This is a genomic window from Eubacterium sp. 1001713B170207_170306_E7 (assembly GCF_015547515.1).
In the GTDB taxonomy this organism is placed as follows: Bacteria; Bacillota; Clostridia; order Eubacteriales; family Eubacteriaceae; genus Eubacterium.
Genome location: NZ_JADMVE010000001.1, coordinates 665,413 through 680,944 on the forward strand (window position 1 = coordinate 665,413; position 15,532 = coordinate 680,944).

General features: G+C 39.7%; 14 protein-coding genes. All 14 read left to right on the forward strand.

What is annotated here, in order from left to right; all coding sequences use genetic code 11:
* Position 1 precedes the first annotated feature (1 nt).
* The 14 genes from I2B62_RS03300 (at position 2) to I2B62_RS03365 (ending at position 15,531) form a co-directional block, all read left to right on the forward strand.
* Positions 2 to 823 carry a hypothetical protein gene (locus I2B62_RS03300; protein WP_195267543.1) on the forward strand — a complete coding sequence of 274 codons (822 nt, stop codon included), beginning with the start codon at positions 2 to 4 and terminating at the stop codon, positions 821 to 823.
* A gap of 86 nt (positions 824 to 909) precedes the next feature.
* Positions 910 to 3,309 (forward strand): type IA DNA topoisomerase, encoded by a 2,400-nt coding sequence (locus I2B62_RS03305; RefSeq protein ID WP_195267544.1) that lies wholly within the window; start codon positions 910 to 912, stop codon positions 3,307 to 3,309.
* 65 nt (positions 3,310 to 3,374) lie between these two features.
* A complete protein-coding gene (locus I2B62_RS03310) occupies positions 3,375 to 3,890 on the forward strand; it encodes a hypothetical protein (RefSeq protein WP_195267545.1) in 516 nt (171 codons plus the stop codon).
* Between the two features lie 73 nt (positions 3,891 to 3,963).
* On the forward strand, positions 3,964 to 4,284 hold the full coding sequence (locus tag I2B62_RS03315; RefSeq protein WP_195267546.1) for a single-stranded DNA-binding protein: 321 nt from the start codon (positions 3,964 to 3,966) through the stop codon (positions 4,282 to 4,284).
* 51 nt (positions 4,285 to 4,335) lie between these two features.
* A complete protein-coding gene (locus I2B62_RS03320) occupies positions 4,336 to 6,453 on the forward strand; it encodes a VirD4-like conjugal transfer protein, CD1115 family (RefSeq protein WP_195267547.1) in 2,118 nt (705 codons plus the stop codon).
* 88 nt (positions 6,454 to 6,541) lie between these two features.
* The gene (locus I2B62_RS03325; RefSeq protein ID WP_195267548.1) at positions 6,542 to 6,802 is read left to right on the forward strand and encodes a hypothetical protein; all 261 of its coding nucleotides are present in this window, start codon (positions 6,542 to 6,544) and stop codon (positions 6,800 to 6,802) included.
* A 72-nt stretch (positions 6,803 to 6,874) separates the two neighbouring features.
* On the forward strand, positions 6,875 to 7,804 hold the full coding sequence (locus tag I2B62_RS03330) for a conjugal transfer protein TrbL family protein (protein ID WP_195267549.1): 930 nt from the start codon (positions 6,875 to 6,877) through the stop codon (positions 7,802 to 7,804).
* Positions 7,805 to 7,817: 13 nt separating this feature from the next.
* A complete protein-coding gene (locus tag I2B62_RS03335; protein WP_195267550.1) occupies positions 7,818 to 8,102 on the forward strand; it encodes a hypothetical protein in 285 nt (94 codons plus the stop codon).
* Positions 8,103 to 8,110: 8 nt separating this feature from the next.
* Positions 8,111 to 8,479, forward strand: coding sequence for a hypothetical protein (locus I2B62_RS03340; protein WP_195267551.1), 369 nt, complete (start codon positions 8,111 to 8,113; stop codon positions 8,477 to 8,479).
* Positions 8,454 to 9,914 (forward strand): hypothetical protein, encoded by a 1,461-nt coding sequence (locus tag I2B62_RS03345; protein WP_195267552.1) that lies wholly within the window; start codon positions 8,454 to 8,456, stop codon positions 9,912 to 9,914. Before I2B62_RS03340 ends, I2B62_RS03345 begins: the two co-directional genes overlap by 26 nt.
* An 18-nt stretch (positions 9,915 to 9,932) precedes the next feature.
* Positions 9,933 to 11,840: a DUF6674 family protein gene (locus tag I2B62_RS03350; RefSeq protein WP_195267553.1), complete on the forward strand. Its 1,908-nt coding sequence runs from the start codon at positions 9,933 to 9,935 to the stop codon at positions 11,838 to 11,840.
* Between the two features lie 12 nt (positions 11,841 to 11,852).
* Positions 11,853 to 12,539: a hypothetical protein gene (locus I2B62_RS03355; protein ID WP_195267554.1), complete on the forward strand. Its 687-nt coding sequence runs from the start codon at positions 11,853 to 11,855 to the stop codon at positions 12,537 to 12,539.
* Positions 12,540 to 14,459: a hypothetical protein gene (locus I2B62_RS03360; RefSeq protein WP_195267555.1), complete on the forward strand. Its 1,920-nt coding sequence runs from the start codon at positions 12,540 to 12,542 to the stop codon at positions 14,457 to 14,459. It begins immediately after the preceding gene.
* Positions 14,460 to 14,463: 4 nt separating this feature from the next.
* On the forward strand, positions 14,464 to 15,531 hold the full coding sequence (locus I2B62_RS03365) for a M23 family metallopeptidase (protein ID WP_195267556.1): 1,068 nt from the start codon (positions 14,464 to 14,466) through the stop codon (positions 15,529 to 15,531).
* Position 15,532: the final 1 nt, after the last annotated feature.

Sequence of the window (15,532 nt, forward strand, 5' to 3'; positions counted from 1 at the left end):
AATGAAAAAAAGTAGAACTCGTTTAATGCTAGTATGTATCGTGGGAATTTCTTTTGTATTGAGTGGATGTAAGGCGAGCGGTATTCAAGGAAGTTGGTATGAAAATAGAGACCCTGATAAAAATCAAATTCAGTTTATAGATGATGATAAAGCCATATTCATGGCTAATGGAAATAGCGGTGAAGTGTCGTATTCTTTAAATGATGATAAAAACACAATTGAACTAAAAAGAACAGGTATCTTATTTGATCAGAATGGCACTTTGACCTTGCAGGATGATGGATCTTTAAAAGACATAAATTCTGGATATACTTATTTTAAAAGTATTGATGACGCGCATAAAAGCCGTGATAAAATTATTGATGAGCGATATGATAATGCGTATAAGCTAATAACAGAAAATGTTTGGCGGACGGATTCTATCAGAGATAACAATAACACAATGCCGGACTGCTATGGTGTATTGGAAATAAAACATGACGGCACATACGCTGGTAAGGTCTATTCATCCAATGAGGACACAGCACTGGTTTGCGAAGAGGGCACCTATCAGGCGGATAGAGTTGATGAGATTAATGAATTGAAATATAGCCCTGATACAAAGCGTATTTATTTGACATTCACACCCACATCGATTGAAGATAGTGGTCTTCAAGAATACCTGGACAACATTAATACGGGGCGTAATTTTCAAATGTACATCTATCGTCAACCTGACAGCTTCTTTGTTAGCCCAGGGAAAAAGGAGAATTTAGAAATGGTGGATCAAGGAACCTACTACAATATTTATTTGAGATCTAAACAGTATCACTCAGGAAATTAGTTAATTGTCAAGCCAGACGTTTGTCTGGCTTTTTTTATTAAGAAGGAGGTATTTATTTTGAAAAGACAAAATGAGGGGGCGGTTTATTGAAAGATTTAATTATAGCAGAAAAGCCAACCGTGGCTGTGAATATTGCAAAAGCAGTCGGTATGACCAGTCGAAAAGATGGCTATTTTGAAAACAGTCAGTATGTGATTACCTTTGCTGTGGGACATCTTTTAGAATTGTATGACGTAAAAGATTATCATCCTGAATATGGCGAGAAATGGGAAATATCCCATTATCCGTTTGTTCCAGAGACGTTTAAGTACAAAATCGCCGAATCAACGAGAAAACAGTTTAATATCGTCAAAGAGCTTATCTTATCCGACGAGATTCATGAGATTATTTCAGCGACCGATAATGACCGCGAGGGTCAGTTAATTGCAGATCTGATTTTTCGTTATCTGGGCGTAAAAAAGCCCATACGACGCCTCATAACCAATGAATGGACAGCAGACGCCATACGACACGGATTAAAAAACACGGTACCGAATAAATCAAAGCAGAGCCTGTTCTATGCGGGTCTTGTACGGCAGCAGATGGACTGGCTTCTGGGCATCAATTTAACCAGTGTGGCGACCTTAAAACTTCTGAAAAATGGAACAGGTAAAGATACACTCCATATCGGAAGGGTCATTCTTCCCACGCTTAAACTTGTTTATGACCGGGAAATGAACGTAAAAAACTTCAAATCCGTTCCAATTTATTACTTGAATGCCTACGTTAAGGATACGTCAGGTGAGGAAATCATTTTCCGATATATCGAAGGGGATGAGAAAGTCTATAAATTTGATCATGACAGCCATCTGGTTCAGATCCAGCAATTAATGAACACCGAAAAGGCTGTTGTTGTGGGTTATGAATGTTCGGAAAAAAAGATGAATCCTCAAAGGCTTTTCAGTTTACCAACACTACAGGGATATATCACAACGAAGTATGAAGGCTGGAGTTCAGACAAGGTTTTAAAAATCGCTCAAAAACTGTATGAGGATAAATTGATTACGTATCCCAGAACAGACAGCGTTTATCTGGATGAAGCCCTGAAGGAAAACATGTCAATAGTACTGAATGTCCATAAAATAGAGAGCCAATATGCTGAGAAACTCCAATTTAAGGATACTAAGCGAATCTTTAACAGTGAAAAGGTTGAAAGCCACAGTGCAATCACAATCACAAAAGAGAAACCCAGAGGACTTTCGCAGGATGAACAAATCGTATATGAAGCGATCCGAAATCGCTTTTTAGAACAGTTTATGCCATTGGCCATTGATGAAGAAATTGAGGTAACACTTGCTTTTGAAGGTAAAGTACTGTCAGATGATGGTGCTTTTTTATTTTCGGCAAAATCTATTATTGAAAGAAGTCCAGGCTGGCGGCTTATTGAGAATAAAACTGCCACAAAAAAAGAGACGTTGCTTGCGAGGATGCGGAAAAATGAAAACGTCACGATAGATAGAGTAATGGTAAACAAAGGCGAAACAAAACCCAATCCGCTTCATACAGAGGAAACGCTCATAAAAGCAATGTTACAGTGTGGTAAAAAATACAAAACCGAGGACGAACTGGAAACATCGATACTTTCCGGATTTACCATTGGAGCTTCTTCGTCGAGAGCAGCTGTGATCAAAAAGCTTTTTGATTCAGATTACGTCATAAAGAAAGGAAAAGCACTGGTCACAACGGATCGTGGAAAATCCTTGATTCTGGCATTTCCGGTAAAGTCTCTTTTTAATGTTGAGACAACCGGGAAAATGGAAATGAGACTAAAAGAGATCGAAGATGGGAAAGCAGATCCCAGGGCTTACCTTGAAGAAGTTAAAACTAAAACAAAGGAGTATGTAGAAATGATTTTAGACACAGAACAATCCGTATTGAATGCCGGGGAAGATATTTCAATTAAAGAGCTGCGCTGCCCGAAGTGTGGAAAGCCCTTACATAAAACAAAAAGTGGCGTGGGTTGTACCGGTTATGAAAAGGAAGGGAACGGGTGCGATTTCTTTATCGCCAATCCTTTTGCCGGTAAGACGCTGTCAAATCGTCAGATAGCACTGCTTGTAATTAACAAAAAAACTCCGGTTATCCGGGGTTTTAAGAGTAAAAAAGATACCAAATTCGATGCAATGCTGGCTCTGAATCATCAAAATGAAATTCAATTTGAATTTCAAAAAAGCGATACAGATTTAGCCTGTCCCTTATGCGGAAAGCCGCTGAAAAGAAATAAAGCAGGAGTGGGATGTTCAGGTTGGAAAGAGGGCTGTAAATTTATGATTTTCAACCCTTATTGTGGTAAAAGATTATCAGACAATCAGATTGAGCAGCTTGTAAAAAGAGGGCATACCGGCGAGATCAAAGGATTCAAAAAGAAGTCGGGAAATGGTACTTTCAGCGCAATTCTTTATTTAGATGATTCAGATCAGTATAAGGTGAAAATGAAATTTGAATAACGGCATGTAACTTCGCAGCGAAGAGGTAAAGTTTGGAATAAACATAGTAGATAAAAGGAGAGTCAATGTATACCAAAGTCAAACTAAGCAATAACGATAGGCTTGAAGCTTTTAATGAGGAAAAAATCCCTCAAAAATTTACTCTTGAACAAATAAAAAAGCAAATAGTTCAGAATCCAAGTGAATTTACCAAAGAAGCAATTTTAAATATTATAGAAATAATGTATGAAACAAAACCAAGAATTAACGAGAACTTTAAAATAATAGAAACAATAAAAATAAACGAAGATCAGGAATTAGTTTTAGGAAAAAGGGTAACATCATTATACTCTAAACGAGAGAATCAAACAAAAGATATAGTTGAGTATGTAACCTGGGAATATGCTAAAGATAAGGGCTATTTTTGGGGACATTACTTTTGGGATGAACCTTATAAGGCCAGGAAGGATCTATATGATCGGGCAAGCGAAATAATTGAACGTTTAGACCTAAAACTTCATAAAAGTGATCAGATTGGAGAGTCATTAAATTCTGAAACGCAAAATCTATTATGCAATAAATATACTGACGAAGAGAGATAAATAATGACATAAAGACCCCTGGGGCCCTTGAACAATCAAGGCCCTTTTTTTATGTTTAAAAGGAGTTGATAATATGGATACTTACAACGAGGTTAAGCTATCTGGTGAAATTATCACAGATATTGAATTGCATACCTCAAATGCAGGAAAGAAGTTATGTAATTTTTCATTGGCATTGGAAAAAGAAGAAGAAAAAGGCCATTCATCCAATTTTGAAATGGTAGTGCCAATTTGTGCAATGGAGGAAACGGCAGAGGAGCTAATCGAGAAGGCCCAGAAAGGAAATCATTTGATTGTTACAAATGGCGAAATTAGTGTAGGGTCATATGTCACCGGAAAAGAAAAAAGGTTTGTGACGACGATATTAGTCCGAAATTTCAAGATACTGTATTAATTTTTTATTGAATCATGTATGAAAATAACGTATTAAGGAGCGACAGAGTAAATGAAAAACCATGCAAAGGAAAAAGCACGACTGGGAATATTATTTTTCGCATTAGGCACTTTTGCAATGCCCTGGGTTGTTACTTTTATTGATATTGTGATGTCTGGATCAGCAAGTAGTATCACATTATCCGATTTTTCTTATTTTGAAGCAATTCACAAGATTCTTTATAAAGAACCTTGCGGAATGCTTTTTTTACTGTCAGAAGGCTGTTTGTTGATGACTGTCATTATATGTGTTATCAAGATGGACACAGAGATTAGATCAGATATGTATCAAGTGACGGATCGTATATCAATCCCAATTCCTTCTGGGGAATTTCAGCAGGGGAGCGCCTGGTTTTTAAGTAAAAAGGATTATGGCAAGGCTTTTGGAGCGCATGAAATTGATCCCAGCAGTCGAATTATTCGTTTGTTGCTAAAAGAAGGTAAAAAAGATTTTGAAGAAATAGAAAAAGGTGTGATTCCAGACTTTGAAAAAATCAAAAAGATAGATGCTATACAGGAAATATTCGACGAAGCAGGGCTTGTTATCGGGAGGACACTTAAGGGCAAAAAAGAAGTTATCTATTCAATCGACCATGATTCTCACTTTCTAAGCTTAGGCGCAACGCGAAGTGGTAAAACACGCTGTATTGTCCTGCAATCCATAGGCTTGTTAGCTTTATCCGGTGAGTCGATGCTGATAACCGATGTGAAAGGAGAACTGGCAGACTACACGCGCCCTTATTTAGAACGTCTGGGTTATGAAGTATATGTTCTTGACTATAAAGAACCGGAAAAGAGCAACAAATATAACGTACTTCAATTTGTCATTGAGGCTGCAAGGGCCGGCGATTTTGATACTGCAGAAGAGCGTGCAGCGGATTTCGCGAAAATGCTGGTACCAGACAATGACAAGTCTGAACCAATCTGGCCAAACGGGGAGAGAGCGGTCATTGAAATGGCCATTCTGTCTGTGGTTTTGGAGAATATGGATCATCCCGAGTACCAGAATCTTTATAATGTCTACCGGTTTATTGCGGAAATGAACAATCAAGTCGTCATCAATAAAAACCGTATTTCTATCCTGGATCTTTTCATGGAAGACCTTAAAAGAAAGAATCCAAATCATAAAGCAGTCTTGGCTTATGCAACCATTCAGGCAGGAGCAGGATCACCAAAAACAGTGAGCTCTTTTCTTGTCTCGGCCATGACAACACTTAAAATATTCTCCACGGGGAAAATGAATGCCATGTCCAATACTTCGGATTTTTCCATGAGTGAGTTAGGCGACAAAAAGACCGCAGTTTTTATCATTTTACCAGATCAGAAGGATACCTATTATAAAATTGCGACTGCGGTAGTCGCTAATGCCTACGATGGATTGATCCGTAAAGCCGATCAGCAAGGGGGACGCTTAGAACGTCGTGTCCGATTCCTTTTAGATGAATTCGGCAATTTTGCAAAATTAAGCGCCTTCTCAAATATGGAAACTGCCGGTGGGTCAAGAGGCGTTCTTTTTGGTCTCTTTCTTCAGGACTTTGCACAAATCGACGAAAAGTACAGCCGGGAGACGTCTCGAATAGTTCGGTCTAACTGCGAAACGTGGGCATATCTGAGAAGTGATGATCCGGAAACGCTTAAGACGATTTCGGATAAGCTTGGGAATTATACCTGTACCGTCTATAATGCATCATCAAATGCTGGGAACAGAAGTTTTAGCCGCTCCAATTCTTCCAATAAAGTAACCAGAAATTTATTGACGACAAGTGAACTTCAGGAAATAAACCGACCGTATCTCTTGATTACAAGCCGCGAAAAACCGGCCGTTATGGAATCTCCTGACTTAAGTGAGTGGTATTTTAATACAATGTTTGGAATGGGCGACAAAGAACATAATATTAAACTCCGAAAATACCGCAATCAAGCTCGTAGGGTCATGGATATTTCTGGTGAACTCAATTCATGGGGAATATGGAATTCTTATAGGAATATTCAATTACTGAAAAGTATCAGCTATCTAGAAATGAGTGAACAAGATTTCGATCCCATAAAGTACCGGGTCGATGAAATCTATCGGACTGAATTGAATAAAGCTTACTTTCCGGTAAGTGATATTACGCCAGATGTAGATTAAATAATGGCGATGAAAGTTTATCCGGAGCCATTCTATCAAGTGCCAAATCGGCACTTTTTTTATTATCTGAAAAAAGGAGGTGAATAAATTGCTTAGCGAAAACATATTGGTGACAGGAACATCCCGTTTAGCCAATGACGCTCTGAATGCGTTGATGGGGCTTATCTTTGTCATTTGTGCATTAGTTTTTAGCTATTATATGGTTAGAAGATCACATTCAGATGAAATGGATCAGAAAAAATGGGAGAAAAGGGCCTATGTTTCTGTGGCAAGTTTAATTCTTGGAGAGCTAACGGTTGTTGTACTGAGATTAATACTGTCCTACTATAATATTATTATTCCATCATAATATTATTCCATTAAGGGTTAATAGCTCCAGGACACAGATTTCCTGGAGCTTGAAGGAAGGTGAAGAGTAACATTGGACTGGTTAGGAAAACTCATAACAAATCAATTTGTAAATTCGGGAGATGCCCAAAATTCAATTATACAAGTCTTTAAGGATCTGGCATCTGGTGTAGGACTTGTAAAAACCATAATGTACCCGGAAGTCTCACTGGGAGACTCAATCAATTCCTTGTTTGGAAATATATATGGATTGATTTTGGGCATTGCGGTTGCATTGATTGTACTTAAAGTAGTACATAAAGCCTATAAAACATATGGCCTTGGTGATGATGATCCGTCACAAGACCCAATTTTTCTATTGAAAAAAATGCTGCAGGCAGTTATCGTTGCGGTCGGTTTTAACAGCATCCTGTATTTTGTTTTATTCGGAATCGTAGCAGGAACTGTGAGCACTATCTCAGGTATGATTATGGGCAGTTTGGGTCAAGCCTTTCAGGATAGCTTTCTATCTGGCAATTGGACAGAAACTTTGTTTAATTTAGTCAAAAACATGGCAGATATTTTTTCAGCACCATTTACGTCGATATTACTGATTCTGTACATTATTTCGTGCATTATCATGTATTTTAAATTTATTATGCGTTCCTGTGAGTTAGTCTTTCTACGCATAGGTTTTCCAATCAGCTGCGTTGGCATAATTGACTCAGACTATGGTGTTTTCAAGCCCTACATTAAGAAGTTTTTCCAGGCAGCAATATCCATTATTATTCAAGTTGGATTGCTTCATTTATCATTAGGATTAATCCTGATGCCAATTGTCGATGCAAACACGACAATTACGATGACAAATACAATATGGGCTTGTTGCTGCTTATGGACAGCTTTTTCAGTACCGCATATTTTACAGGAATTCTTGTTATGGGGTGGTGGCGGAGCGTCTGGATTATCATCAACATTAAATACAGGAGCAAATGTTGTTCGAGCAATCAATATTTTTAAATAGAAGGTGATGGTTATTGGATCCAAATTATGAATTAGTTAAAAATAGTCAGTTGTTTTTTGGAAATGGTACTGTACAAGATGGGATTATGTATTTAACAGGGGCGCTCCTTATTTTATTTGACGCGATCATTTTAGTGCGAATTGTTTATCTATTTATTGAAAGATTACAAGGAGATGATAATGGACAAATTTGGAAACAGATTTGCAATTGTTTCAAAGCAGCAGTTATTACGAATGCTCTTGGAGGATTATCTATTATCAGTGAGATACTTCTGTATTATTACCACATAAACATTTGAGGTGACACATGGAAAATAAAATTGAAGATAGAAAGAAACTGTATATTCCGGCAAGAATTAAGGTAGAAAATGAACCACTTAAAGGCTTCAGCAGCCGATCACTAAAATGGTTTTTTGTCTCGGGCGTTATTGCTTCTATCGTCTGTTTAGTTGTCGGGTTGATAACAAAAGAGTTTTCATATGGGATATTATTATGGCTGTTTACCATCGGAGTTTTGGCTGTTGCTTTCCATGAAAATGAACTCAACATGAATATGGTTGATTATTTTATGGTTTTGTTCCGCTTTGCAGGCGAGCAGCAGAAGTTCGAGTATGTTTTTAATGATAATCTGGATGATTTGGAGGATAAACATGGCCGTCGAAAACAAAGCAAGTAAAAGAATCGATGAAATCTCAGCATTACTTGTCGGTGAGGTGATCCGGTATAAAGATAACCGAATCAAAGATATTGAAGCACTTGAAAATGCGATGCTGCAAAGCGAAAAAAAAGAAATAAAAAGCCATATGGATAACGACACTCAAGCAATGAAAGCACGCATTGAAGCGTTCTTATCTGAAAGCGAATCTCTTGTCGAAACCTATGGAATGGACGATACTTTTGAAAATCAGAACGAATTTCAGGAAAAGCCGGAACCAGAAAGGTCAGATTCAAACCCGAGACTTATTCAGTCCGCCAGTCAAAAAGAAAGACCTTATGCGATAACAACGAATGAAATGAGTATTTACAGCAGGCTTCGTAGAGAGGTTGATGAGGTACAGGAAAAAACAGCCTTTAAAGACCCAAAGGAACCAATGCGTTTTGAATTTGTCGTTATGGACACGATGGCCAACACGGATTATCTGGAAAAGGAAAGCGATTTACGCACTTTGAGTATGATGAACGCACCCAACACCAGTATCTCTGAAACAATTGAGAATGAAGGCTGGCCAGCAATTAACGCTGGCATGAATTTAAAGGCAGCCAACTATATTCCCGATAAGGATAAGGCAGCTTTATCATTGCAGTGGCTTAAGCTTGAAAAAATGCGATTGGAAACTAGAAAAGCTGAGGTGGCAAAAGCATTAACGTTAAATCCAGCGGTCACACCTGAGCGTTTATATCAATCAGATGCTGAACTGAAATTCCTTGGTGAAAATCATGATTTGTGGATGGATGACGCTGTTAACCGAAAAATCCAGGAAATTCATGAACGAAATGTCTTAATTCTTGAAAACAAAATATATTATGGTTCGAGAGAAGAAGAATCTGCGTATAAGCAGGCCCTTCGAGAACAGATCAAGGAGCGGTACCATGTAGGGAGGGATACCAATCTGACCCTTATGGCTGACAGGATATTGTCTCGTGACCATCATGATTATTGTGCGCTAACCCGTGAGGAAGCGATTCATTTTCAAAATGAAGAGCAGGCCATTTATGATTTTAATCAAAATACCAAAGTTTGGGAACAAGTAAATGCTGTCGAAAAGATTGCCGTGGCGCTTCCAAACCATGATTTTTATATAAACCGAAGTGACTTGTCCGCTTTTTTACAGCAGCAATTTGAAGAAGTGCTTTATAACAATCGTCAGGAAGAGCAGAGCTCGTATTCTGAGGAAATAACGGATTATCGGACTGAGATTGATCCAGATGTTGGGACACAGGAATCCATTAACGGACTTAGAAAGAAAAAGCAGCCGACCGCGGCCAGTGTTCAGGATGAGCTCGAAGAAGACGTTGAGTATGGCATTGGAGAAGTCGGAGATTCAAATCAGGAGGCCATTGAGGAATACATGGTCGAAGAAATTACAATTGAAGAAGGTTTTGAACGTTAATACGATTGGAGGATTAACATGTCAGTTGATACAGAATTAGGACGGGAAATAGCACAAATTATAAATGTTATTTTACAGGAAGTTATACAGATGCAAAAGGAGCGTCAGTATAATGAAGAACAAGTAAACAGAAGCAAAGTTGAATCTGAAAAAGCAAAACTTGTGGAAAAAATGAATGATGATACCCGGAAATCATTGAAAAAAATAGACAATTTGCTGAAGCAAAATGATGAACTGGTTTCTCAGTATGGAGCATCAATAGGCGATTATATTGACGAGGGGCTCGCAGAAGTTCTAAATAATGAAATGCAGGTCAGCAAGGAACTGGAAGGAGTGTATAATCGACCGCAGGAAAATTTATGGCCTGATAAAGACCAGCATACGGATATACTCACACTATCCAGACCAGCAATAAACGCTTATGTGGAAATTTGTAGAAATGCCGATAATAAGCTGGCTTTAGCAGATCAAGGAGCACGAAATACCAGACCTTTGGAATTGACATTATTAGATACCCTTGCGAATAAAGATTATCCCGAAAAAGCTGAGGATTTGGAAGATATTTCCTGGCATTGGATCGCAAATGAAGATATCACAAATACGATCAAGGAACGGGGACTTTTGTTGAATGCAGCACGCTATTCAGGAAGTTTAAGAATGAATCTTACAGCAGTTGAGAAAGGTATGGCCGAAGCCGTTGAAGACCATACGCCGGTTATATCCAAGGAGACCGTTCAGGGTGAACGCACAAAAGAGCAAAGTGAAAATGGACAGAGCTCATCGATTAATGCAGTGGAGGCTAAAGCGCCTGAAATGCAGGATAATATGTCTGCCAGCCAGGATTCAGCAGCACTTATTTCTGAAAATCCTCATATATCAACTCAAGAGATAAAAGGGCAGCAGTGGTCTCAAGATACTGCTGTGGCCAGTAATACTGGTAAAAAAGCAGAGGAATCATCCCTTGAATCTGTTGGAAATCAACAAGATCTTATTCCTGATAAGAGTGTTCAAGGCGTACCTGTAGAGAAAAAAGAATTACATGAAGAACCAGAAGTAAAAGCGATCGTAGATGTTCTGGATGCGAATGATCCACTGACCCGAAGAACATTTGAAGCACTATTAACGTGTGTTTCTACAATGGAGGTACAGGTAAAATCGCTTTCCGATGAAACCATTCGCTTAAGACAGGAAATTAAGGAGATGCAGCCATCACCTGAAAAAGAAATGGTGCAGCAGGAAAATCGAAATATGGAGGAACAGGTTGTTGTCATGCAGCAGGATGTTATTAAGGTGAAAAAGGGCATTCTGGAAGGGTGCCGAAAGGCCTTGGATCATTTCAAACAGCATGGTAAGCAAGCCTTGAAAGACTTCTTGAGTTTTCTTCATATCGACAGTGCACTGGAAAAAGCGCAGAAACATGTTTCAGTGAACCTCCGCGAAAATGACCAAACATTAAAAGAGATTAAAGCCATTACAAAGGAATACCATCAATCGGGTCAGCATCTCAAAAATACGGGACGCATGATCGTGGGAAAAGAGCCGATAGCGGATATTAAAGGGCCAGGAATTATTTCAAAAGCAATCACGGCACATTTTAAAGCGGAGCGTTCGTGCTTGAACAAATTGGACAGCAGTATTAGAACGGCCTTAGAAAATATCAAGGCTCTATCATCCGAACAGATAAAAGAAGATTCGTCCATGGATCGCATTTATAATATTATTCAGGAAGACGATTCCGAGGGAAAAACTCAGGAAGCAAATGAGATTCTTGATGAAAAAACAGAAGAAAATAGTCAGGAAACGGCCGATATAAGCCCTCGATCAGAAGCCGCAAGCAGCATGTTCAATGGGTTGGAGAACATTGAAGCGATCGATACAAATATCCTGTCGAAAGACAATTCACTGGACGATGATATTGAAAGGTAGGGTGGTGAAACAATGTACATCATTATTTATCTAATGATCATTGGTTTCGGATTTCTTTTCCTGTACTTTTTTTATCGCAAAAGAAAGAAAGAAAAAGCTGAAGACGAAAACATGTATAAAGGAGAAACGGCAAATGATTTTATGAATACGAAAAATATACGCCGTGAACTGCTCTTTGCAAAGGATGGTAAGAGATGCAGTTATATAGAAATAGAACCCATCAATATTGATCTATTGAACGATAAAGATATGGAAAGAATCACAGAAAGCCTGACTGCCGAGTTGTCCGAGCTGCGCTACCCATTTAAATACTATGCGCTCAGTAAACCGGAAGATAACCGCAGTATCATGGCACAGTATAGTAAAATCATTCAGACAACGGATGATCCAGTGATTCGAAGTATTCTGCGAAACGAAATACAACAAAGACAAACGCAGGTGCAAAATGCTGAAATGCCAACGCGTAAGTATTATTTTCACTTATGGGCAGATCGGGAAACGGATGAGGAATTCAAAAAACGCGTTGAAAGCTTACGGGATAAGCTTGATAACTGTGGCATAAAGGCAAAGATCATTTCCCAGCCTGAAATCGTTGAGTTTATTGAAATGGTTGCTAATCCACAATATGCTGTTCCCGAAGATTTAAAACCGGAAATCAATTTTTCCTTTTTAATCAAGCAGTATGGAGGCGATGTGTAAATGTTTAGGAGAAAACAGAAAGAGATAAAGAAGGATATTCACGGAAGACCAATTATTGAAGAAAAGAAAGAAAAAAAGAAGAGTAAAGCGGTCATTCCAGAAAATCAGGAACTTAAGAGTATTATCGCACCGGTAGGGATTACGTTCAATCGTATTAACGCTGTCATTGGTGATAATCTAGCACGCTGTTATGGTGTAATTCGTTATCCGCAGTTTGCAGAGTATGGATGGCTGCGCCGATTGACAAATATCCATGGAACAGTGGCAGCCATTCATTTTACGCCGCTTAACACGGATGAAGTGTTGAAAAGTCTGAATAATAACATAAGAAATTACCGGATGGACGCAAATGATGGAAAAAAAGATGAACTGGAACGGCAGCGCGCGGAGCAGAGCATTCGGAATGCAGAGGAAGCCATGCGCCGCATTGATCAAAACGGCGAAGTTGTCGGAAGAATGTGCTTTGTGCTCATGCCGCTTGCAGAAAATGAAAAATCATTCGATAAGATTTGTAAGAATGTCGAAAATGCTTCGTCGATCGCGAACTGTAAATGTCGAAAGCTGGCGAGTGAACAAAAGGAAGGCGTTAAGTTCGTGCTTCCGACTTACACCGAAGAAAATAACGTCCATCGGCAAACCGGTAGGATGATGCCCATTTCATCCTTTGTCGGCGGTTTCCCTTTTGCCTCTTCTGGTTTTAACGATCATTCTGGTTTTTACCGCGGTCATGACGGCCTTGGCGGAACGGTTTATCTTAACAGCTGGTATCGGGGAAGGGATCGAACCAATTCAAATTATGTCATAGCCGGTAACGCTGGTATGGGCAAGTCGGCAACGATCAAAGCTATGGCCATTATGGAGAGAGCATTAGGCGCATCAATCTTTTTTGTTGATCCGGAAGGAGAGTACAAAGAATTGACGTTGAATCTAAACGGAGAGTGGCTGAATGCTTCCGGGGGAAATGGAAAGGTGATTAACCCCCTGCAGGTCATTGGAAACACTAAGTATCTCAGTAAGGTTGATGAAGATGGTGATGAGTATGACGATGATTCTGAAACCATCGCTAATGACCTGGAAAATCATATGAAGCTCCTGGAAGTATTTTTAAGTCTCTATCTGAAAGAAATCACACAATATCAGATGGCATTGCTGAAACAGGAAATAGAAGAGCTTTACTTCAAATTTAACATCACCTGGGACACCGATGTCTCAAAATTAAAAAATACGGATTTTCCGCTTTTTAAAGACCTCCATCAGCACTTGATCGATAAATCCAGAGAAGCGGAAGATCGTGACAATATGGGTCTTAGCAAGGAATATGCAGATCTGGCGCTTTTACTGAGGGATATCTCCATTGGATCGGACAGCTTTCTATGGGGCAGTTATACGACACTGGAGATCAACGCTGATGTGGTTTGCGTTGATACCTTCGGCTTGAATTCCAGGCCAGACAACATCAAATCTGCTCAGTATTTTCTATTGCAGAACCTTGCATGGCAACGAGCAACGCGGTCGAATAAAGAGAGATCCATCATTGTTTACGAAGAAGCGCATATGATCATTGATAAAGATGTCCCGCAGCCGATGAAAACCCTCAGCCAACAGGAAAGACGCGCAAGAAAATATGAAGCAGCAATCTGGGTGGCCAGCCAACAGGTCAACGATTTTGTCGATCCGGCCATCAAGCAATATGGATCGGCCATTCTAAATCAGCCAACCTACAAACTGATTCTTGGGATGGACGGTCAGGATTTGGTTGATGTTGCCAGGTTATACCGACTCAAAGAGGCAGAACGAGAGCTCATCGAGCAGAAAACAAGAGGGCGTGCTCTGTTTATGATCGGCAGCAGACGTTTGGATTTAAGCATTAAAATTGACGATTTCAAATTGAATTATTTCGGAGATAAAGGCGGGAGGTAATCTTTTGTCCATTGCAATAAAAGCGGCCTTAGCTCTCCTGAAGAACAGAAGAACCCGAGAGGTAATCATTGAATTACTTGTCGGGTTCATTTTATTTGTAGGTTTTGTATCAATGCTGACGCCTAAAAACAGCGGAAACGGCGGTGGCGTTTATGGCTATCCTTGCAGTACGGACTATGGTATATCCGATGGCACAGCGGGTCTTGACCCAGAAACCTATGCCGTGATCGATCCATACGTTTTTCACAGCGGATGGGGGAAAAGAAACTGTGAATACCATGGCATGGAATTTCATGATGGCATTGACCTGTCCTGTCCGCTGGGATCAGAATTATATGCTGTCTGCGATGGTACAGTCACTCTGGCTGGTTATACCGGCGGCTACCAATATGCCGTAGGGATACTCGCCGGTGATGGATCTGGATACTGGTTTTTCTATGGACACATGAATTCACAGAACAGTATCACCGTTAAGGCTGGTGATCACGTCACGAAGGGACAGGTGGTGGGGTATTCTGGTGATGGCCTGGGTAATTATGCAGCCCATTTACATTTTGGATCTCATAAAACAGATGCCAACAATACAGCTTATCGGGACATTTTCGATACTTCCGAAAATGTTACCGTTAATCCCTGGCCATTAATTAACCCTGCGAATAATGGAACCTCAGGTGATGTTGAGTCCTGGAGACAAACGGTTATCAAGGCACTGGCTGCGAATGGCCTCAGCACGGACAATGAAATGGTTGAAAAGGTACTAAGGCAGATCGAAACAGAATCTGGCGGAAATCCATTGGCTGTACAAGGCATTAGCGATGTAAACAGTGGAACCTCAATTCCATTTAATAATGGCATCTGCCCCTGGTGTCCGAATAGTGCTGGCGACAGCTGTGGAAATACAAACGTTGGCCACGGTCTGATGCAGACTATTCCAGGAACCTTCAACGGAAATAAGCACGATGGCCATGATAACATTTTTGATGGTTATGACAACCTGCTGTCAGCACTTCATTATGCAAAAAACAGATATGGAAACAACCTGGATGGACTTGGTGAAGGCCATGGATATTAAT

What these genes read in the sequence shown, in the direction of transcription:
- I2B62_RS03300 (WP_195267543.1), top strand. Translation starts at nt 2, where the DNA reads ATGAAAAAAAGTAGAACTCGTTTAATGCTAGTATGTATCGTGGGAATT.
- I2B62_RS03310 (WP_195267545.1), top strand. Translation starts at nt 3,375, where the DNA reads ATGTATACCAAAGTCAAACTAAGCAATAACGATAGGCTTGAAGCTTTT.
- I2B62_RS03315 (WP_195267546.1), top strand. Translation starts at nt 3,964, where the DNA reads ATGGATACTTACAACGAGGTTAAGCTATCTGGTGAAATTATCACAGAT.
- I2B62_RS03320 (WP_195267547.1), top strand. Translation starts at nt 4,336, where the DNA reads ATGAAAAACCATGCAAAGGAAAAAGCACGACTGGGAATATTATTTTTC.
- I2B62_RS03340 (WP_195267551.1), top strand. Translation starts at nt 8,111, where the DNA reads ATGGAAAATAAAATTGAAGATAGAAAGAAACTGTATATTCCGGCAAGA.
- I2B62_RS03345 (WP_195267552.1), top strand. Translation starts at nt 8,454, where the DNA reads ATGGCCGTCGAAAACAAAGCAAGTAAAAGAATCGATGAAATCTCAGCA.
- I2B62_RS03350 (WP_195267553.1), top strand. Translation starts at nt 9,933, where the DNA reads ATGTCAGTTGATACAGAATTAGGACGGGAAATAGCACAAATTATAAAT.
- I2B62_RS03355 (WP_195267554.1), top strand. Translation starts at nt 11,853, where the DNA reads ATGTACATCATTATTTATCTAATGATCATTGGTTTCGGATTTCTTTTC.
- I2B62_RS03360 (WP_195267555.1), top strand. Translation starts at nt 12,540, where the DNA reads ATGTTTAGGAGAAAACAGAAAGAGATAAAGAAGGATATTCACGGAAGA.